The 19,262-nt window shown below is 45.5% G+C and carries 22 protein-coding genes; 12 read left to right on the forward strand and 10 right to left on the reverse strand.

Annotation, left to right across the window (positions count from 1 at the left end; genetic code table 11):
* Window positions 1–168 precede the first annotated feature (168 nt).
* From dnaK to dapB, 3 genes are all read left to right on the forward strand, one after another.
* Window positions 169–2,088, forward strand: a complete 1,920-nt coding sequence (gene dnaK, locus AC5EF3_RS08610) for a molecular chaperone DnaK (protein WP_015828943.1) — start codon at window positions 169–171, stop codon at window positions 2,086–2,088.
* 227 nt (window positions 2,089–2,315) lie between these two features.
* The gene (dnaJ, locus tag AC5EF3_RS08615; protein ID WP_015828942.1) at window positions 2,316–3,461 is read left to right on the forward strand and encodes a molecular chaperone DnaJ; all 1,146 of its coding nucleotides are present in this window, start codon (window positions 2,316–2,318) and stop codon (window positions 3,459–3,461) included.
* A 37-nt stretch (window positions 3,462–3,498) separates the two neighbouring features.
* Window positions 3,499–4,305 carry a 4-hydroxy-tetrahydrodipicolinate reductase gene (gene dapB / locus AC5EF3_RS08620; protein ID WP_015828941.1) on the forward strand — a complete coding sequence of 269 codons (807 nt, stop codon included), beginning with the start codon at window positions 3,499–3,501 and terminating at the stop codon, window positions 4,303–4,305.
* 9 nt (window positions 4,306–4,314) lie between these two features.
* Here the strand turns inward: dapB and AC5EF3_RS08625 are convergent, their stop codons facing one another.
* The 4 genes from AC5EF3_RS08625 to AC5EF3_RS08640 all read right to left on the reverse strand — a co-directional run bounded on the left by AC5EF3_RS08625 (window position 4,315) and on the right by AC5EF3_RS08640 (window position 6,672).
* Window positions 4,315–5,091 carry a peptidylprolyl isomerase gene (locus AC5EF3_RS08625; RefSeq protein ID WP_493547749.1) on the reverse strand — a complete coding sequence of 259 codons (777 nt, stop codon included), beginning with the start codon at window positions 5,089–5,091 and terminating at the stop codon, window positions 4,315–4,317.
* Window positions 5,092–5,218: 127 nt separating this feature from the next.
* A complete protein-coding gene (locus AC5EF3_RS08630) occupies window positions 5,219–5,686 on the reverse strand; it encodes a VOC family protein (RefSeq protein ID WP_493547750.1) in 468 nt (155 codons plus the stop codon).
* Window positions 5,686–6,075, reverse strand: coding sequence for a hypothetical protein (locus AC5EF3_RS08635; protein WP_493547751.1), 390 nt, complete (start codon window positions 6,073–6,075; stop codon window positions 5,686–5,688). The genes AC5EF3_RS08630 and AC5EF3_RS08635 overlap by 1 nt, the downstream gene beginning before the upstream one ends.
* Before the next feature lie 111 nt (window positions 6,076–6,186).
* The gene (locus tag AC5EF3_RS08640; RefSeq protein WP_493547752.1) at window positions 6,187–6,672 is read right to left on the reverse strand and encodes a DUF2244 domain-containing protein; all 486 of its coding nucleotides are present in this window, start codon (window positions 6,670–6,672) and stop codon (window positions 6,187–6,189) included.
* Between the two features lie 100 nt (window positions 6,673–6,772).
* Between AC5EF3_RS08640 and nth the strand changes: the two genes are divergently transcribed.
* A complete protein-coding gene (gene nth / locus AC5EF3_RS08645) occupies window positions 6,773–7,468 on the forward strand; it encodes an endonuclease III (protein WP_493547753.1) in 696 nt (231 codons plus the stop codon).
* On the opposite strand, the gene AC5EF3_RS08650 is transcribed toward nth, so the two are convergent.
* Window positions 7,465–8,352, reverse strand: coding sequence for an ATP-grasp domain-containing protein (locus AC5EF3_RS08650; RefSeq protein ID WP_493547754.1), 888 nt, complete (start codon window positions 8,350–8,352; stop codon window positions 7,465–7,467). The genes nth and AC5EF3_RS08650 overlap by 4 nt on opposite strands.
* A 109-nt stretch (window positions 8,353–8,461) precedes the next feature.
* On the opposite strand from AC5EF3_RS08650, the gene AC5EF3_RS08655 reads away from it, so the two are divergent.
* Together AC5EF3_RS08655 and AC5EF3_RS08660 are read left to right on the forward strand one after the other, a co-directional pair.
* On the forward strand, window positions 8,462–9,466 hold the full coding sequence (locus AC5EF3_RS08655) for an adenosine kinase (RefSeq protein WP_015828934.1): 1,005 nt from the start codon (window positions 8,462–8,464) through the stop codon (window positions 9,464–9,466).
* 74 nt (window positions 9,467–9,540) lie between these two features.
* Window positions 9,541–9,897, forward strand: a complete 357-nt coding sequence (locus AC5EF3_RS08660) for a winged helix-turn-helix transcriptional regulator (protein ID WP_015828933.1) — start codon at window positions 9,541–9,543, stop codon at window positions 9,895–9,897.
* Window positions 9,898–9,967: 70 nt separating this feature from the next.
* On the opposite strand, the gene grpE is transcribed toward AC5EF3_RS08660, so the two are convergent.
* Window positions 9,968–10,567 carry a nucleotide exchange factor GrpE gene (grpE, locus tag AC5EF3_RS08665; protein ID WP_015828932.1) on the reverse strand — a complete coding sequence of 200 codons (600 nt, stop codon included), beginning with the start codon at window positions 10,565–10,567 and terminating at the stop codon, window positions 9,968–9,970.
* Window positions 10,564–11,676, reverse strand: coding sequence for a heat-inducible transcriptional repressor HrcA (gene hrcA / locus AC5EF3_RS08670; RefSeq protein WP_493547755.1), 1,113 nt, complete (start codon window positions 11,674–11,676; stop codon window positions 10,564–10,566). The genes grpE and hrcA overlap by 4 nt, the downstream gene beginning before the upstream one ends.
* 164 nt (window positions 11,677–11,840) lie before the next feature.
* Between hrcA and rph the strand changes: the two genes are divergently transcribed.
* Window positions 11,841–12,572, forward strand: a complete 732-nt coding sequence (gene rph, locus AC5EF3_RS08675) for a ribonuclease PH (RefSeq protein ID WP_015828931.1) — start codon at window positions 11,841–11,843, stop codon at window positions 12,570–12,572.
* Window positions 12,573–12,622: 50 nt separating this feature from the next.
* On the opposite strand, the gene AC5EF3_RS08680 is transcribed toward rph, so the two are convergent.
* Complete coding sequence (locus tag AC5EF3_RS08680) at window positions 12,623–12,880, reverse strand: helix-turn-helix domain-containing protein (RefSeq protein WP_015828930.1); 258 nt, start codon at window positions 12,878–12,880, stop codon at window positions 12,623–12,625.
* Between the two features lie 23 nt (window positions 12,881–12,903).
* Window positions 12,904–13,488 carry a DUF2975 domain-containing protein gene (locus AC5EF3_RS08685; RefSeq protein ID WP_015828929.1) on the reverse strand — a complete coding sequence of 195 codons (585 nt, stop codon included), beginning with the start codon at window positions 13,486–13,488 and terminating at the stop codon, window positions 12,904–12,906.
* 134 nt (window positions 13,489–13,622) lie between these two features.
* On the opposite strand from AC5EF3_RS08685, the gene rdgB reads away from it, so the two are divergent.
* Both rdgB and hemW read left to right on the forward strand, forming a co-directional pair.
* Window positions 13,623–14,237, forward strand: a complete 615-nt coding sequence (gene rdgB / locus AC5EF3_RS08690) for an RdgB/HAM1 family non-canonical purine NTP pyrophosphatase (RefSeq protein WP_493547756.1) — start codon at window positions 13,623–13,625, stop codon at window positions 14,235–14,237.
* Window positions 14,237–15,388: a radical SAM family heme chaperone HemW gene (gene hemW / locus AC5EF3_RS08695; protein WP_493547757.1), complete on the forward strand. Its 1,152-nt coding sequence runs from the start codon at window positions 14,237–14,239 to the stop codon at window positions 15,386–15,388. Before rdgB ends, hemW begins: the two co-directional genes overlap by 1 nt.
* 56 nt (window positions 15,389–15,444) lie before the next feature.
* Here hemW and AC5EF3_RS08700 read toward each other — a convergent pair whose 3' ends face one another.
* On the reverse strand, window positions 15,445–16,800 hold the full coding sequence (locus AC5EF3_RS08700; RefSeq protein ID WP_493547758.1) for a penicillin-binding protein activator: 1,356 nt from the start codon (window positions 16,798–16,800) through the stop codon (window positions 15,445–15,447).
* A gap of 140 nt (window positions 16,801–16,940) precedes the next feature.
* On the opposite strand from AC5EF3_RS08700, the gene rsmI reads away from it, so the two are divergent.
* The 3 genes from rsmI (at window position 16,941) to AC5EF3_RS08715 (ending at window position 19,234) form a co-directional block, all read left to right on the forward strand.
* Window positions 16,941–17,816, forward strand: coding sequence for a 16S rRNA (cytidine(1402)-2'-O)-methyltransferase (rsmI, locus tag AC5EF3_RS08705; RefSeq protein ID WP_493547764.1), 876 nt, complete (start codon window positions 16,941–16,943; stop codon window positions 17,814–17,816).
* Entirely contained in the window at window positions 17,800–18,216 is a 417-nt protein-coding gene (locus AC5EF3_RS08710; RefSeq protein ID WP_493547759.1) for a YraN family protein, read from the forward strand. The genes rsmI and AC5EF3_RS08710 overlap by 17 nt, the downstream gene beginning before the upstream one ends.
* Before the next feature lie 118 nt (window positions 18,217–18,334).
* On the forward strand, window positions 18,335–19,234 hold the full coding sequence (locus AC5EF3_RS08715; RefSeq protein WP_493547760.1) for a BON domain-containing protein: 900 nt from the start codon (window positions 18,335–18,337) through the stop codon (window positions 19,232–19,234).
* The last annotated feature ends 28 nt before the right edge of the window (window positions 19,235–19,262 follow it).

Here is a 19,262-nt window from a genome sequence, read left to right on the forward strand (position 1 = left end):
ATTGAGCCTGAAAAATTGAACCCCATATGGGCTTACGAGCCTGGCTTTTTTAATATAAGTGAGCCGAGTTTAGTTTTTTAGGGGACCGCCTGAACCGGGCGCCGCAAGTTTTGGGCCCATGTCGGGCAAGGGCGGCCGCCAATATCTAAGAATGAGAGAGACAGAAATATGGGAAAAATTATCGGGATTGACCTCGGTACAACTAACTCTTGTGTAGCCGTTATGGACGGATCAACTGCCAAGGTTATCGAAAATGCCGAAGGTGCACGCACAACGCCATCTGTTGTTGCATTCCGTGAAGACGGTGAACGCATGATTGGTTTGCCAGCTGTACGCCAGGCTGTGATGAACTCAGAGCAGACATTCTACGCAATTAAGCGTTTGATTGGTCGCCAGTTCTCAGACCCGACAGTGGCAAAAGACCAAGAGATGTCACCTTTTAAGATCGTTAAAGGTCCAAATGGTGATGCTTGGGTGAAAGGCCGCGACAAAGATTACGCGCCACAAGAGATTTCAGCTTTCATTCTACAAAAGATGAAAGAAACAGCAGAAGACTTCCTCGGTGAAACTGTCACTGAAGCAGTTATCACTGTTCCTGCTTACTTTAACGATGCTCAGCGTCAGGCCACGAAAGATGCTGGCCGCATTGCTGGACTAGATGTTAAACGTATTATCAACGAGCCGACTGCGGCTGCACTTGCTTACGGACTTGAAAAGTCTGAAGGTAAAACAATTGCTGTTTACGACCTTGGTGGTGGTACATTCGATGTGTCCATTCTTGAGATCGGTGATGGTGTTTTTGAAGTGTTGTCTACAAATGGTGACACATTCCTTGGTGGTGAAGACTTTGACCTTCGCATCGTGGATTACCTTGCAGACGAGTTCAAAAAAGACAAAGGCATTGACCTTAAGAAAGACAAGCAAGCGCTACAGCGTTTGAAAGAAGAAGCTGAAAAAGCGAAAAAAGAGCTTTCTTCTTCTGCGTCTTACGAAGTGAACCTACCGTTTATTTCTATGAGTGCTGCTGGTCCTGAGCACCTTAACTTGAAGCTTACACGTGCAAAATACGAAAGCATGGTTGCTGACCTTGTGAAACGCACAATCGAGCCATGTAAACGCGCTTTGGCGGATGCAGGTAAATCTGCAGCAGACATTGATGATGTTGTGCTTGTGGGTGGTATGACACGTATGCCGAAGGTTCAGGAAGAAGTGAAACAATTCTTCGGTAAAGAGCCACACAAGGGTGTGAACCCTGATGAGGTTGTGGCGATTGGTGCTGCAATTCAGGCTGGTGTGCTTCAAGGTGACGTGAAAGACGTTGTTCTTCTTGATGTAACACCGCTTTCATTGGGTATTGAAACATTGGGTGGTGTGTTCACACGTCTTATCGACCGCAACACAACAATCCCAACAAAGAAGTCTCAAACTTTCTCAACAGCTGATGATAACCAAGCTGCTGTGACGATCCGCGTTCTCCAAGGTGAGCGTGAGATGGCTGCAGATAACAAAGTGCTTGGTAACTTCAATCTTGAAGGTATCCCACCAGCACCGCGCGGTATGCCACAAATTGAAGTGACTTTCGACATCGACGCAAACGGTATCGTGTCTGTGTCTGCAAAAGACAAAGCAACAGGCAAAGAGCAACAAATCACTATTCAGGCTTCTGGTGGTCTTTCAGACGACGAGATCCAGAACATGGTGAAAGATGCTGAAGCCAATGCTGATGCAGATAAAGCCAAACGTGAAGCTGTTGAAGCGAAAAACAATGGTGAGTCACTTGTTGACGGCACAAACAAACAGCTTGAAGAGCACGGCGACAAGATTCCTGCGGAAATCAAAGCAGAAATCGAAGCAGCACGTGATGCTCTATCAGCAGCTTTGGAAACAGACGATACAGCAGACATCACTGCCAAAACACAGGCATTGACTGAAGCGGCTATGAAAATGGGTGAAGCCATTTACGCAGCAGCTCAAGAAGGTGAAGCCCATGCAGACGCTGCAAAAGATGCAGCTAAGGATGCGGCTGAAGATGATGATGATGTTGTTGACGCTGACTTTGAAGAAGTTGATGGCGACACAAAAAGCTAGATCGGTCGCTTAGGCTTAGGTCTCTATGAAATGATGAAGGCTGCGGTGTTTTTGCATTCGCAGCCTTTATCGCTCGTAGAATTGACCGATTATTAGTCATTTTCACAAGGAGTACGTTTTAATACGGACCCTTGTCTTAAATGGTTAGCAACCCAACATAAGACATGAGTTTAGTTCGGTTGTATGACTGAATGCATGTTTACTGCTGTACGAGAAAAGAACGACGCATGAGCGATACTTGTTATTATGAACTTCTAGGCGTTTCTAAAGACGTTGACGAGAAAGCACTTAAATCTGCCTTCCGTAAGAAGGCGATGCAGTATCATCCCGACCGCAACCCTGATGATGCATCCGCTGAAGCGATGTTTAAAGAAGTGTCATCAGCGTATGAATGCCTTTCTGATCCTCAGAAACGCGCCGCGTATAATCAATATGGTCGTGCTGGATATGAGCAGGGCGGTATGGGTTCAGCTGGCGGCGGTGGCGGATTTGGTGGCCAACGTCCTGAGGATGTGTTTGGCGATATATTCGCGGACTTTTTTGGTGGTCGTCAAAGCGGCGGTGGTCGCGGCGGTGCGACACGCGGATCTGATCTGCGTTATGATTATTCAATTACGTTGGAAGAAGCATTTTCAGGTAAGCAGGCTGAAATAGAAATTCCAACAACAGAGACATGTGATCCATGTCATGGGACTGGTGCTGCTAAAGGATATTCTCCTGAAACATGTGGGACATGTGGAGGAGCAGGGCGTGTGAGAGCACAGCAGGGCTTTTTCACGATGGAGCGCACATGTGGTGCCTGTCAGGGGCGTGGGACTGTCATTAAAAAGCCATGTGGTAAATGTGGCGGTCGCGGCAACGTTCATGCAAAACGCAAGCTGGATATCAATATTCCTGCAGGTATCGAAGATGGACAACGTATCCGATTGCAAGGTGAAGGCGAAGCCGGAACCATGGGCGGGCCTAAAGGTGATCTTTATATTTTTGTGTCGATTGAAGAGCATGAATTATTTGAACGCGATGGTCCAAACCTGTATGCGCGAGCACCTGTGCCTTTCTGTAAAGCCGCTTTAGGTGGCGATATTGAAATGCCAACCATTAGTGGTGGGCGGGCGCGTGTTTCTATTCCTGAAGGTGCGCAAACAGGAAAGCGTATGCGTTTAAAGGGTAAAGGGATGCCATCTTTGCGTTCAGCAGTGGCGGGCGACCTTTATGTGGAATTGTTTGTTGAAACGCCGCGCAATCTGTCGGCTAAACAAAAAGAACTTTTGCGGGAATTCTCTGAATCTTGTGATGAAGATACAAATCCTGAGCATCGCGGATTTATCAGCCGTGTAAAAAGCTTCTTTGACGCATCTGCTGACGCTGAGTAGTTTACTTAGAATATCGGTAGAATAGGGATGAAATGCCATGACTCTTAAAATCGCCATTGCTGGTGTTGCTGGTCGTATGGGGCAGTCGCTCGTTCGTGCATGCTCAACCCTAACTGATTGCGAGATTGTCGGCGGGACGGAACGCCCCGGATCGGGCGCGCTGGACCAAGATATTGGCGTATTGGCTGGACTGCCACCTAGCGATATTAAAGTTTCACTATCGCCGGCAGAAGCAGCACGTCATGCTGACATTTGGATTGATTTTACTGCGCCTGTTCCAACACTGGCATCCATGACAGCTCTCGATACCACGGGTGTGAAAGCTGTTATTATTGGAACTACTGGTTTTAATGAAGCTGAGGATGAGGCACTTCAAGAATTTTCCAAGCGATTTTCGATCGTTAAAGCAGGGAATTTTTCATTGGGCGTGGCAATGCTCTCAGCATTGGTTGAGCAGGCCGCAGCGCGTTTGGGAGATGATTGGGATATTGAAGTGTTGGAGACACATCATCGCCGAAAAGTGGATGCGCCTTCTGGTACAGCTTTGATGCTAGGTGAAGCTGCGGCAAAGGGACGTAATGCACCGCTAGATGATTTGAAGACGCCGCCCTATGATGGAATAACAGGCGAACGCGAGGCTGGAAAAATTGGATTTTCCGTGCGTCGAGCCGGCGGTGTTATTGGTGATCATGAAGTAATGTTTGGTTCTGATGAGGAGCTTATTTCTTTGCGTCACACAGCATTAGATCGAAATGTTTTTGCGAAAGGTGCAATTCGTGCTGGGCAGTGGGCGATCCAGCAGCCGGTAGGTTTTTATACCATTCGCGACGTGCTGGACCTTTAAAACGGATATTTAAAAATCAACCAATTCGGTTGGAACTTCAACATCACACACATCCACAACTTGAGGCGGTGTGTTGAAGAAAAACGGGTCTGAACGCACTCGCTTTGAATTGATACTATTCATAAAGCCTGCTGTTTCAGTTCGCATGACTTCATAATTTGGTTGCTGATTTTCTGGCAATTCAGAAGCCAGTGTAACCGAGATCATTTCGTCACCTTTATTGGGTGATTGAATGACACCGCCTGCAATATTTTTATCGCCGCGCTGAAGTTTTTGGACGTATTGCATTCCAGAGATAACACGGCCAAAGACTGTCATATTGCGATCTAAATAGCGCTGTGCATCCAAGGTGATGTAAAAGTCAGTCCCGCCTGTATTTGGGTCTGAATCTCGCGCCATTGCCAGCATTCCCGGACAATGTAGCAACCATTTTTTTTCTGCATCAAAGCCGACAGGAAAACCATTTAGAAATCCGACTTTTTCTGCGAATAAATCGTCATTGTCTAATAGCTGAATTTGGTCTGCTTCTAGAAGCGGCTGCTCGTGTTCAATTTCAAGCGGCGGCCATTTCTTATCTTCTGCATCGATACCGCCTTGAGCCACAAAACCGTCAATAACGCGGTAGAATTCTTTGCCATTATATGCCCGCGCTTTTACCATGTCTTGAAAACGAGCAACATGACCGGGTGCAAATTCGGGATTGAGTTCTATAAGAATATTACCATATTTGGTGGTGATCACCACAATGTTTTCTGGTTCGATTTTGCGCCAGTTTTCGCCCTTCATTCCAGATTCCAAACTCAACGGGGTTGGTGTTGGCTTTGGAATTATCTTTGCCTGATTATCTGTATCCTGAGCACAGGCGGAGAGGCTTATGCAAAAGCTGCTTATCAATAATAAGTGTTTTATCAATTTACCATTCCCCGATATTTTCAGCACTTGCCCAAGGTTCTGCTGACGCAAGTGACTCGCCCTTTTGAAGGAGTTCAACGGAGATATTGTCTGGTGATCTTACAAAAGCCATATGCCCATCACGGGGCGGGCGGTTTATGGTAACGCCCATATCGGATAATTTTTTGCAGACCGCATAAATATCATCGACTTCATAAGCGAGGTGACCAAAATTACGGCCACCAGTATAAGATTGTTTGTCCCAGTTATAGGTGAGTTCCACCGCAGGAATACCCGGTAATAAACCGTTTTCTGGCAAACCACCTGCTGCTTCTATGTCGGCTGGTGTTGCCAGAAATACAAGTGTGAAACGGCCTTTTTCAATATCGCGTCTCTCAACGACAGTCAGACCAAGGCCGTCGCAGAAGAAACGCAGGCTTTCGTCGATATCTTCCACTCGGATCATTGTGTGTAGGAAACGGATACTCATTAATTGTTCATCCCTTTAAGTTGGATTTGAATTTCTTGTTCAAGTGATTTGGGACGGTTGTGGTGGTGTAAACGGGCTGTCACGGCGGCAATGGCGACAATTCCAAACACACAAAGAATTGTTATTCCAAATAACCAAGGGGCAAAGCCTTCGTCCAGATCGGCTATTTGTCCCGATGCGTTCCAGATACTATTCCATATCCAACTAGCTACTACGAATAAAGCAGGTAGGCAGATAAGTGATGCGACGGCTCCACCAAAATTTAACAAATGGCCGCGCGGATTGTGAACCCGCTTATAAATTTCGACAAATACGTCTTCACCAAGTTTCTGGATGTCTTTGTCTTCATTGCGCCGCGCATTGAAAATGTCGTGAGCGTCTTTTTCCACTGTCCTGTATTGGAAAAAGATAATTGTGCCCCAGACTAAAAAAACGAGGATGAGAGATATAAACAAGATCACAGCGAATACCGTTAAATGAATGAGAATTAGGAGTTGATATTATATATATCGTTCGGCACGGGCATTTTGTAGTGCATCTTGAAGGGAAGCAACAAAGGAAAGGCGTTCTTCTGGCGTTAAAAATTTGCCAATAGCGTATGAATGTCCCGAACTGCTCAGTCTGATAAATTTGTTTTCATGGCCGTGAGGCGTGAGACCGACGCGTGTAAACGCTGTTGGGAGTGTTGCGCTCGATTTTTTGCCTTGGGGGTTAATGTGAATGACAGTTAGGTCTTCGCTGCTAACCTGAACAAATGTTTTCTGCGACAAGGCTTTGTTATTGGCTCTGAAAACGAGCCATAAAATAAGTAAGTCTATCGCGAGAAAACCCATAATGATAAAAAAGCCATAGGGCAGGAATGCCAGACTGGTGAGAATGCTTAAACCGGTCAAAATCAGGATCAATGTTACAAATCCCCGATCGGATAATGACCTAGATGGCTGTAAAACAGCGTCCATATAGATTTTTGACGGAGTATCTTGCATTTGCCACGCTGATTTTGAATGTTTAACACTTTTTTGTCTTGCCCGAGCGAGCTTGGAGAAACCATATTGCAGCTCGGGTCAACAATCTAGGTATATATCAATGGCAAGTGCTTCAAAGCCGGTAGCGACGAAAAAAAAGAGAGTGTCGAAACCTCGCAGCCGGATAAAGCATGACGATATTCTAGAAATGTTTGTGAAACTGGCAGACGATCGGCCAAACCCTGAAACAGAGTTAGAATACCATTCTCCCTTTACGCTTGTTGTTGCGGTCGCGCTTTCGGCGCAGGCGACAGATGTGGGTGTAAACAAGGCAACGCGTGTTTTATTTGCCCATGCAGACACGCCTGAAAAAATGCTTGAGTTGGGCGAAGAGGGCGTCGCAAAATATATTAAAACGATTGGTCTATGGCGCAATAAAGCGAAAAATGTTGTTGCATTGTCGAAGATGATTATTGATGGTTTTGGCGGTGAGGTGCCTCAAACGCGGGAAGAATTGGTCAAATTACCAGGGGTTGGTCGAAAAACAGCGAATGTTGTTCTCAATGAGGTATTTGGTCAGCCGACCATTGCTGTGGATACGCATATATTTCGTGTGTCCAATCGCACAGGCTTGGCACCGGGAAATAATCCAGATCAGGTTGAAGATTTATTGGAACGAGTTGTGCCAGACACCTTTAAAAAGGGAGCACATCATTGGCTCATCTTACATGGTCGCTATACCTGCGTAGCCCGCAAACCAAAATGCGGGGAATGCGTTATCTATGATTTGTGCAAATTTAAGGAAAAGACAGCCTAAAGCGAGGCTCGTTTGATGAGTGCGGCGGCATACATTTCACTCATTCTCGGTCCTTCCACAGGGTAGAGATATGGCTCGATCATTTCTAATTCCATCAATAGAAGTTTACCTTCTGAGCCACGCAATAGATCAATGCGGGCGTAAAGTGGTGTTTCAAATGGAATGAATGACAAAATGTCTTGAGCCGCTTGAATGTCGCTCTCTTCTGGCTGAATAGGCGTTTCGGTTCCGCCATAACTGCTTTGAATACGATAATCTCCTGACTTTGCCGTTTTAAGCAAAGCGTGGGAATATTCACCATCAATGAAGATATATGAATATTCTCCCTCGGTTTGTATCGCGGGCATAAATGGTTGAATCATAGCTGGACGGTCCAGCAAAATCCCGTCGGGGATTTCGTCACCGCGTTTATACAAGCTTTGACCATGAGCACCGGCACCAATTTGACGTTTTACGATCACACCGCTTGTGTCGTATGTGTCAAACACCGATTGGATGTCCATTTTTGTTGGTTCATTTACCCACAATGTCGGGACAGTTGAAGCGCCTTGTTTGGCAAGGTCTTTTAGATAAGATTTGTTGACATTCCATTTTATTGTTTGGGCCGAATTATAGAGTTTCAAGCCTGATTTTTCGATGTTTTCCAGCTTGTTGAGAAAGTCTTGCTGATAATCCTGATAATTCCATGGGGTTCCAACGACCACGGCGTCGGCATCGGAAAAATCAGATATAGGAGCTTTCCAGTCGATAGCTTGAATCGTGTGTCCGCTTTGGCGAAGTGCGTTCTGAAGCTGGCCAAACTGAAGATCAAACTCAAAAGCATCATTTCTGCGGTTTGGTCGGTCTGGAAGTGTTGTTTCGCAAGCGAGAAATGTAAAATTCAAGGTGTTTTCCTTGTAAGTTGGCAACATTCACCTTGTGGAAGGTTTATGCTCGCATATAACTAGCCAATATCTTTTAACGCTAGAGCGTTTTTTTATTTTGGAGCTTTTCATGACCAACCCCCGCTATGACGTTATTGCATTGGGTAATGCTATTATGGATGTAATTGCGAGCGTGGATGATGCGTTTCTTGAGAGCAATGACATTCCCAAAGCGCGTATGAGTTTGATTGATCAAGAGCGTACAGATTTTCTGTATAATGCATTGCCCGATACAAAGGTTGAAACATCCGGTGGGTCTGCCGGTAATTCGATCGCGTGCTTGCTTAGCCTTGGCGCGAAAGCTGCTTTCATGGGGAAAGTAGCTGACGATGAGATCGGAACGGCATATGTCAGTGACATGGAGCGTATCGGCGCGACATTTTCTGGAAAGCCGTTGACAAGCGGTATATCAACAGCGCGCTGTATGATTGCTGTGACGCCTGATGGTGAGCGTTCTATGAATACGTTCTTGGGTGCATCTACAGAGTTTGAAGCTGATGATGTGGATGAGGATCTAATTAGAGACTCTAAATGGCTTTATCTGGAAGGATATTTGTTTGATAAGCCTGCTGCCAAAACTGCATTTGTACGAGCAGCTGAAGTGGCGAAGGCTGCAAACCGTAAAGTCGCTGTGACAATGTCGGACGTGTTTTGTGTAGAGCGTCACCGTGAAGCATTCCGTCACCTCGTGAAAAATTACGTTGATCTTGTGTTCGCGAATGAAGAAGAGCTTTTGGCCCTTTACGAGACTGATGATTTTGATGCGGCAGTTGATATGCTTAAGACAGAGACGCAATTTGCTGCAATCACACGCTCTGAAAAAGGGTCTGTTGTCATAGATTCAAATACGCGTTTGAATGTGCCGACAAAACCATTGGATAAAGTGGTCGATGCGACAGGCGCAGGGGATGCTTATGCTGGTGGGTTTTTCTTTGGCCTGAGCCAAGGTTTGAACTTGGAAACTTGCGCGCGTTTGGGACATTTGTCTGCGAGTGAAGTTATTTCTCATTACGGTCCACGCCCGGAAACGAATTTGAGAGAACTTGCTATCGCGGAAGGTCTGATTTCGGCATAATCAGAAAATAAATGCTGTTACACAGGAATTGTTGTGTTTGAGATCTTATCAAATCAGTCTTATAGTTAATTGATATGAAATGGGATCAATTATCAGATGACTGGTGCCCCATAGCTAGGGCAACATCGATCGTAGGGGATCGCTGGACCCTTTTGATCGTTCGCGATTGTTTTCTGGGCGTTAGCAAATTTGACGATTTTCAGAAAAATCTTGGTATTACCCGCCATGTATTGGCGCAACGGTTAAAACGGTTGGTGGCTGTAGGTGTGCTGGAAAAGAAAGCTTATCAGAGCCGTCCTGAACGATTTGACTATATGCTGACAGAGCGTGGTAAAGAATTAGGTCATGTGCTTGAAGCCTTGCGACTCTGGGGCAGGGAACACCTCTCTATACGTCGACAAGCCGGTATTGGTGAAACAATCGACGAATAGATGATCATCGACTTAAAAAAAGGGCTAGCCTATTCAAGGCTAGCCCTTTTAAATTGAATCAATTCAAAATTTAGTTTCCAGAACTCACGGCAACCATAGCTGCTCGCAATGTACGGTCACCGATTTTCCAACCAGATTGGAAAGTTTCAGCAACAGTGCCATTTGGTTGATCGGATGGGATTTGCGAGATGGCTTGGTGAAGGTTTGGATCAAAGCTAGCGCCAGGGGCAGCATCAATTGCTACAACACCATTACGTGCGAAAGCTGCGTGCAACTCTTTTTGAGTCATCTCAATTCCAGCCAATAAACTTTGACCTTGCTCAGACAATGCTGCTTTTGCTTCATCTGAAACAGCACCAAGAGCACGTGTCATATTGTCAGAGACAGAAAGTAGGTCGCCGGCGAATTTTTCTACCGCATAGATGCGGGAATCAGCGACTTGCTTTTCTGTGCGTTTGCGCAGGTTTTCCATGTCAGCCATAGTGCGTACAAGCTGATCTTTTAAGGCGTTTGTTTCAGCTTCTAATTCAGCAATCCGTGCTTCTGGTTCGTCTTCAGCAGGTGCAGCATCATTTGCAGCTTCTGTCGTTTGCGCTTCTTCACCAGTGTTTAAAGCTTCTTCAGCTTCGTTTTCGACTTTATTTTCTGGCGCTTGCGTGTCTTCGCTCATCGCTTTTCCTCTATTTTCTCGGCCGGTCCGCCATCTAATAATCGACCCACAACTTGGGCAGTGTAATCCACCATTGGAATGACGCGCGCATAATTTAGGCGCGTTGGACCAATAACACCCAAAGCTCCTACAACTTTACGCTCAGAATTCATATAGGGCGCGACAATAACACTTGAACCTGAAAGGCCAAAAAGTTTGTTTTCTGCACCAATAAACAGCCTTACACCCTCTGCATCGCGGGCACGGTCTAAAACTTCAACCAAGCTTTCTGTTTTATCGAGATAAGAAAAGAGGTCTCGGACTTTATCTACACTTTCGGCTAATTGTTCATCGCCTAGAAGATTTGCTCGTCCTCTAACGATGAGGGATCGCCCACGGTCAGGGTCGTCTCCTGTCCAATGCGCGAGACCAGCTTCAACAAGCGTGCTTGCCATATCGTCGAGTTGGGCGCGTTTTTCGCGAATTTCACTGAGCACATCTGCTTTAACTTCAGAAAGTGTTTTGCCCCGCATACGTGCGTTTAGGTAATTGCTTGCTTCTTGTAGAGCCGACAATGGCATGCCTTTAGGCAGCGTAAGGAGGCGGTTTTCAACGTCTTCATCTGCTGAAACGATAATTGCAAGCGCCTGATTGGGACCTACGGATACAAATTCCACATGTTTGATTGCCGCTGCATTGCTTTTCGGGCTGGCAACGAGACCTGCGCCTCCCACTAAGCCGGATAGCATTTCAGATGCTTCACCGAGAAAATCTTCTGGAAGGCCGCCTTGGGCAGCAGACAATCTTTGTTGTATGCGCCGTTTATCCACAGCTCCAAGTTTCATCTTTTGGACTTCCATAAGGCCATCCACAAAAAGCCTTAGTCCTTGATGAGTGGGAAGGCGTCCAGCCGAAGTGTGGGGACTGTCGAGTAATCCTTGTTCTGCAAGATCTGCCATCACATTGCGAATAGAAGCAGATGATAAGCTTATGCCACGTCTAGAAATTGTTCGGGAACCGACAGGTTCACCAGTTTCTAGATATGCCTCCACAATCTCACGAAAAATCGTACGTGAGCGAGCATCCATTTTGGATAGCTGAGATTGGTTTTCTGGTGGTTCTATAATCATATCAATTACTAGAATAAGAATGCTTGGCTGTAGATGCAATGCGTATTGTATGCATTGCCAAACCATGTGTGCTTCCTGTATCGCCTTTTTAAACAATTTTCATTCAATTTTTTGCGGAGAATCGGGAAATATCCGAAATCTGCACGATAAAGGACCATTCACACATGACTCAGTTTGAGCGCCCATCAAAACGTGCACCGGAATCCCTGCGTGAAGTCAGCTTAGAAGTAGGTAAGTCCCGCTATGCAGAAGGGTCATGTTTGGTGAAATTTGGTCACACGCATGTGCTTTGTACTGCATCATGGACTGGGGATGTTCCGCGCTGGATGAAAGGCACAGGTAAGGGCTGGGTAACGGCGGAATATGGTATGCTACCCCGCGCAACGCACACACGTGGACGTCGTGAAGCAGCAGCGGGTAAGCAATCAGGTCGGACACAAGAGATACAGCGTCTTATTGGTCGTGCATTGCGTTCTGTTACAGACCTTGAAGCGTTGGGTGAAAATCAAATCACGATTGACTGTGATGTGATTCAAGCTGATGGCGGCACACGTACTGCTGCGATTACGGGTGGGTATGTGGCGTTAGCGCTTGCAATCAATTACCTGAAAGAAGAGGGTATTATTTCAACTAATCCGTTGGTGTCTCAAGCAGCCGCTATTTCTTGTGGTGTGTATCAGGATGTGCCTGTGCTGGATCTGGATTATGCAGAAGATTCAAATGCGATGGTGGATGCAAACTTTATCATGTCATCTGATGGCCGCATTATTGAGGTTCAGGGAACGGGTGAGGAGCGTCCATTTTCTCGCGAAGAATTTCTTGCGATGAGTGATTTAGCAGACGCTGGGTGTAAAGAGCTGTTCGCTCTTCAAAAAGCGGCGATTGATAACGCATAAGAAGGGCTAAATGGGGATTTCAGCGGATGCAGCTTGTGAGGTGTGAAGCCTTATTCAGCTGCAGTTCGCTGGCCTTCGTCATCGGAACCACTTAGTTCGTCTTCCTCATCTTCCCATATGAGTATATCGCCGGGTTGGCAGCCAAGCTCTCGACAAAGTGCTTCGAGAGTAGAAAAGCGGATAGCTTTTGCTTTACCTGTTTTCAGAATTGACAAATTGGCGAGGGTGATACCTACACGGTCGCCAAGCTCTGTGAGAGACATCCGGCGATCTAAGAGGACTTGATCAAGTTTTACGCGAATCGTCATAGGATTAGGGTAGGGCCTTTTTTCTATATGGTCATCTGCTGATCTTCACGAAGGCGTGCACCTTCAGCAAAAACCTGCGATAGAACGACCAAAATAAGTACTGCTCCCCACGTTATAAAATTTGTGCTCATCAATCGTGTTAAGATTCCAACCGGTTGTAGTTGAGTGTCCATCCCCACGATATTTATTATAAAAGCAATGACAGGATTGACGAGAATTCTTGTCAATTCAAGTATTGCAATTATCAAAGCGATTTTACGAAATCGTATTGCATTTTCAGGCACAAATGGATCTCCATCAACAAGCGTTTCAAAAACGCTTCGTAAATTTGATGCGATCGACATAACACCTATGCACAAAATTGATCCTACTAGAGCAAGGCTCGTCATTCTGAACGGATCAGCATGCAACGAAATTCTACCCAAAATGGAATTTTCGACAATTCCGCCACTTAAGGTAGCGATAATTGAAAGAAAAGTTATAATCCAGATAAATCCAAGCGCAGCGCAGGCTGTGATCCAAAAAATATCAACCAATACCTTCAGAACTGAAGATAAAGATCCGCGTCCAATAGCGCGTAGCTTTAATGTGTCTTCAATACCGGCCATAGGGTTGGATCTTCCTGCAATTTAAATTCAATTTTGCACATCGTTTTTTTAAGCGAATGTTGTAGACAAGTCTGGTGTGACATAATTATTATCGAAAAACAATATATATCATGTAATTTTATCTGGAGACAATTATGACTGATTCGAATCAATCTAGGAAACTTCAGCCTGGTCGCCTAGTTGCAGCGACGCACAATCAGGGAAAAGTACGTGAACTAAAAGACCTTTTGGAGCCTTTGGGGTTTGAGCCGGTTTCCGCCGGTGAGCTGGATTTACCTGAACCTGAAGAGACCGGACTAACCTTTGAAGCGAATGCTGAATTGAAAGCGCTTGCGGCGGCTATAGCGTCTGGGTCTCCTGCGCTCGCAGATGATTCTGGTTTAGCTGTTGATGCGCTTAATGGTGCGCCGGGAATATATTCAGCGCGGTGGGCAGGGGAGTCTAAAGATTTCAAGCTGGCGATGGAAAAAGTAAACCAAGCGCTGGAAGATGAGAAAGCAGCAGAGCGAAGTGCACGTTTTGTTTGTGCGCTTTGTGTGGCTTGGCCTGATGGTGAGACCGTGACCTTTAGAGGTGAAGTTAAAGGCGAATTGGTTTGGCCCCCGCGCGGCGAGAATGGGTTTGGCTATGATGCAATGTTTGTGGCAGAGGGCGAAACAATCACTTTTGGAGAAATGGAACCTGCGCGTAAACATGGTATGAGTCATCGTGCCAATGCATTCAAATTGCTAACAGAAGCTGTGCTTTAGTGCTAGAGTTTGAACCTCATCGTGGGTTTGGTATTTATATACATTGGCCCTATTGTGCGAAAATATGCCCGTATTGTGATTTCAACGTCTACGCCGCTAAAGATCGGAATATTGATCCGCTTCTTTTAGCTATTCGGGAAGATCTTAAAGGATGGCGCGCAAAAACGGGTTCAAGGCAGGTTGATACCGTTTTTCTAGGTGGTGGTACGCCGTCTTTGTTGCCACCTGAAGCTATTAGACAATTACTAGCTGACATCGCAGAGCTTTGGCCTTTGCGTGAAGATGCTGAGATAACGCTTGAAGCAAACCCTGATGATATGAATCGTTTTGCTGGCATAGCAAATGCGGGAGTGAACCGATTATCACTTGGTGTGCAAAGTCTAGATGATGCGGCTCTTACTTTTTTGGGGCGTAATCATTCCGCAAAAATCGCATTGGGCGCTATAGATGAAGGAAGACGATGCTTTTCGTCTCTATCCCTTGATTTTATTTATGCATTACCCAACCAGAGCAAAGAAAAATGGCAAGCAGAGCTTTCCGATATCATAGATCTAGGTGCTGATCATTTATCATTGTATGAGCTGACAATTGAACAACGCACAGCTTTTGGCAAAGCGGTGTCACGTGGTGATTGGATACCTGCACATGAAGATGTGGCGGCAGATTTATATGAGGTGACGCAATTGGAGATGGAGGCAGCGGGGTATTCTGCTTATGAGATTTCCAATCACGCAAAGAGCGCGTATCACCAAGCAAAACACAATATTGTATATTGGAAGTCAGGCGATTGGCTGGGAGTTGGGCCGGGGGCGCATGGCCGCGTGACACTTGACGGGAAGAGATTGGAAACCATCGCCGAAAAACGGCCTGATAAGTATATTTCCAAAGTAGAAAAGACAGGCGTTGGTGCCGATTATAATCCTTTGTCTATTGAAGATGTAGCCGCAGAACGAGTCATGATGGGGTTGAGAATGACACAAGGAATGCCGCGTTCTGACTTTGAAAAAATAAGCGGTAGATGTTTTGATGAAATTGTTGTGGCAAATTTTGTTTCCGATGGGTTGATCGAGCTTGATGGCCCCATATTAAAATTAACAGCAGAAGGTCGTTTATTGGCTGATTATGTGAGTCAAAAACTGGTTTTAGAATGAAAAATGCCGTCCAGTATCTGAACGGCATTTTTTAAATCTATAATAATATCAGATATTTAAAATCCATCTGGTTGGAATGTCTTTATCCCAGGTTCGATAACGCGGATACCGCCTTTACCTGTGACTTGAACCACAGATAACCCGCGCTCTATTGTGCCGTTTGATTTGAAGCGGAATAAACCATTGGTTCCGATAAACCCGTCACGACGCTCAAGCGAGGTCCGGTTTAAGGAACCTTCACTCAACATCATCAAAGACATGAGGGTGGCGTCATAACCCAGTGTCGACATACTGGTGGGTTCTTGGCTCGTTATTTGCCTATAAATGTCATTATATTGTGCAACTGCTGTTGGATCTGGCGCGGCAAATACACCCCCTTCAAGAGTTGGCTCACGCCAAACGTCTGCAGAATTCCACAGGCCTGTTCCTAGCAATTTAACTGTTTTGATGTCGACGTCATAATAAGGCAGAAGAGGCGCGACACTGCGAAGGCGAGTGCCTTGTTCTGGGATAAGGACAGCAACTTCACCCGGGAAATATTTGTCGGTTTCTATCAGCGTTTGAGCAAGACGTTTTGCGGCTTCAGTTGGAGAGGGCTCATTGGGATCATAGAATTCAGTTTTGATAACTGATCCGTTGCGAAGGCTGACTTCAAAACGCAATGCGCTTTCAACTTTATAGCCATAGCTATTTGCTGGACCAAACATGGCAAATTGTGTGACGCCGTTTAAACTTGCCCAATCGACAATGCGTTTGATTTCTTCTTCGAGCGGCAAGGAAACCAAGTATACGCCATTTCCAGCAACTTGGTTGTTTGTTGAAAAAGCGAGCACTGGGATATTGTTTGGAGCTGCGATTTCCTGGACCACTGCAACATTTTCTGCAAAGACAGGGCCGATGAAAGCATCAGCACCTTCTTTTAAGGCTTCAATGGCAACTTCCCGAGTTGTTGATTGAATGCCGCCCGTGTCTTTGGGGATCAAAATAACATTCTCAATACCAGCTTGGAATAATGCCATTTCAGCGCCAGCTAAAATACTTTCCGCTTGTTTTCTTACACCTGCATTTGAGCTGGAAAGTGGGAGCAGAATTGCAATTTCGGACAGGTTTTCAATGCCGGTGGGATCTAACCCTTGCAAGTGTCTTGGTATCACACTCGCATAAGGTTTGATGTTTGTGTCTTCGGGTTCAGGTTGAACGTCTTCAATCTCTTCACGTGGCTTTGGTGGCGCTGGACGATCAGGGCGTGTTGACTCTGGACGCTCATCTCCACGAAAAATAGGTGTCGTTGGACTTGGATCAGTGGTGGCACATCCTGCAAGTAGTGCTAAACTAAATCCAAGCGCTACCAGCGACTGACCGCAAATGGTGAATGAGCGTTTTTTATCCCGAGCATTGGGCAGTGATGTCATCTTCAAACTTCTCCAGCGGCCATAAGGGCGCAACTTCTATCCCCGAAACGACTAAATCAGATTCATCTGATTTAGAATATGAGCCGGACACTAATGCCGACGCGGGCTCAAAACAAGCTTTTGATGCTGTTGTTAACCCTATGATTCGACCTAATTCAGACCTTAGTTCTGGTCTTTATATTGTGGCAACGCCAATCGGAAACCTTAGAGACATAACTTTGCGTGCACTTGATGTGTTAGCCTCAGCTGATTTAGTGCTTGCCGAAGATACACGCGTTGCTAGCAAACTTATGGCTGCTTATGGTTTAAGACCTGAGCTACGCCCATATCACGACCATAATGGGGCGATATCGCGACCTCGTATTTTACGTGACCTAGAAAAGGGTATGCGCATTGCCCTGATTTCTGATGCGGGTACACCTTTAGTCTCTGATCCAGGATATAAATTGGCGAGAGAAGCTATTGAGGCAGGGCATTATGTAACGGCATTGCCCGGTGCTTCAGCACCTCTTGCAGCACTTACCATTTCTGGATTGCCTTCCAATAGTTTTTTGTTTGCTGGTTTTCCTCCGCCTAAACAAACCGCGCGACTTAAGTTTTATGAAAAATTTGTAAGTTTGGAATCGACTTTAATTTTCTTTGAAGGGCCATCCAGACTCGCTAAAAGTCTCGCAGATATGCTAACAATATATGGTAATCGAGAGGCTGTTTTAGCCAGAGAGATTACAAAACGATTTGAAGAAGCACGTCGGTTACCATTGGCCGAATTAGCTGAGGCTATAGAATTAGAAGGCCCGCCAAAGGGCGAATTGGTTATATTGATTGGGCCACCCTTAGCTGGTGGAGAAATTATTCAAGAAGATTTAGATTCTGCAATTATCGCTGCTCTTGCCAATTTTTCGGTGAAACAAGCGTCTTCAGAAGTTGCGGAAAAATTTGGTCTCAAAAAGCGAGACGTTTATGCACGCGCACTGATACTCAAAGAGATGGACCAGAATAATGGTGGGGAACTCTAATAATGGCAGTAAAAACAGCGGCTTTCATGTAAGTGATGTCAGTGATTCTAAGCGTAGGAAACATGAGAAGCGCGGCAGAAATGCCGAATGGCTTGCCTCAATTTGGCTAAGGCTAAAAGGATATAAAATACTTCAAAAACGTGTGCGCATGCGGACTGGAGAAATTGATCTCATCGCGACAAAAGGACGGGTGATTGCTTTTATTGAAGTTAAAGCTCGCAAGACAATTAATATTGGGCTTCAATCAGTACCTGAAACTTCATGGAGACGTATTTCTAAAACGGCAGAAATATGGATGGCGAAAAAGGCGAAATTTAAAAATCATGATTGGCGCTATGATTTGGTTGTCGTTTGTCCGTGGAAAACCCCGTCACATTTAAAGGCGTTTTGGCGTCCTTAATTACAATTAAGCTAGTCGGTAAAAAGAAGAAATTTTATGCCAATTTATTGCCATATGTCTTCATTAACCTTAGCGCTCTAAACTTTGCCCAATTCACATTTCACTCGGAGCTTGACCCATGAAATCCCGCGTCGCTGCCCTCGTACTTCTTTCTATCGGTTTAGGCGGTTGTGCGGTTGTACAAGAAAAGACTTTTGGTGAAAGTCTTGATGAAGCTTCTGCATCGAGCCAAATAAAAGCGCTGCTGCTGAAGGAGTCTGCTGGCCGATTTGGACAAGTCGACGTTGAAGTCACGTCTAGACTTGTTTTGCTAACAGGCCGTGTTGAAACAGAAGAAGACAAAGTGACTGCCGATCAGATCGCTTGGAGTGTTCGCACAATTGATGAGGTTGCGAATGAAATTGAGGTGATGCCCAAGACGAAAATTCTTGAAAATCTCAATGATGAGTGGATCACAACAAAACTTCGCTCTCGCTTAGTCGGAGATGCTGAGATTAAAAGTGTGAATTACAACATTGAGACATTTAATGGCGTTGTTTATTTGCTAGGCTTTGCACGCAATCAAACTGAATTAAAACGTGCTGCTGAACATGCTAGCCTAATAAAAGGCGTTGATCGTGTCGTGTCATATGTGAAAATGCGTGATCGCTCACTACCGCCTGGATATACAGCGCAATCGGGTCCACCAGCGGGCTATGGTAATCAGCCAGCACCTATTCAAACGGCACCATCAGTGTCGCAATATCCAACGCAACAACCGCAATATTCAAATGATGGTCAAGTTGGATATATAGACCCTAATCCTCCACAATCTGTTTATGGGGTTGATGATTCAGGACTTTATGGCGGTGCCAACCAGTCTGTGCCAACACAGCAACCTTATTATGATCCTGCGCAACCAGCTGCTCAGTATGATGCAGATGGATATTTGATTGTTCCAGAGAGCCCAAATGATGCGTCTTCAGGATATGCAGATCCATATGGAGACCCATTTGGCGACAACGGCTCTTCCAAATAGTTTGTAACACCCTATCTTTTAGGAAATG

This window comes from Hirschia sp., from assembly GCF_058892565.1.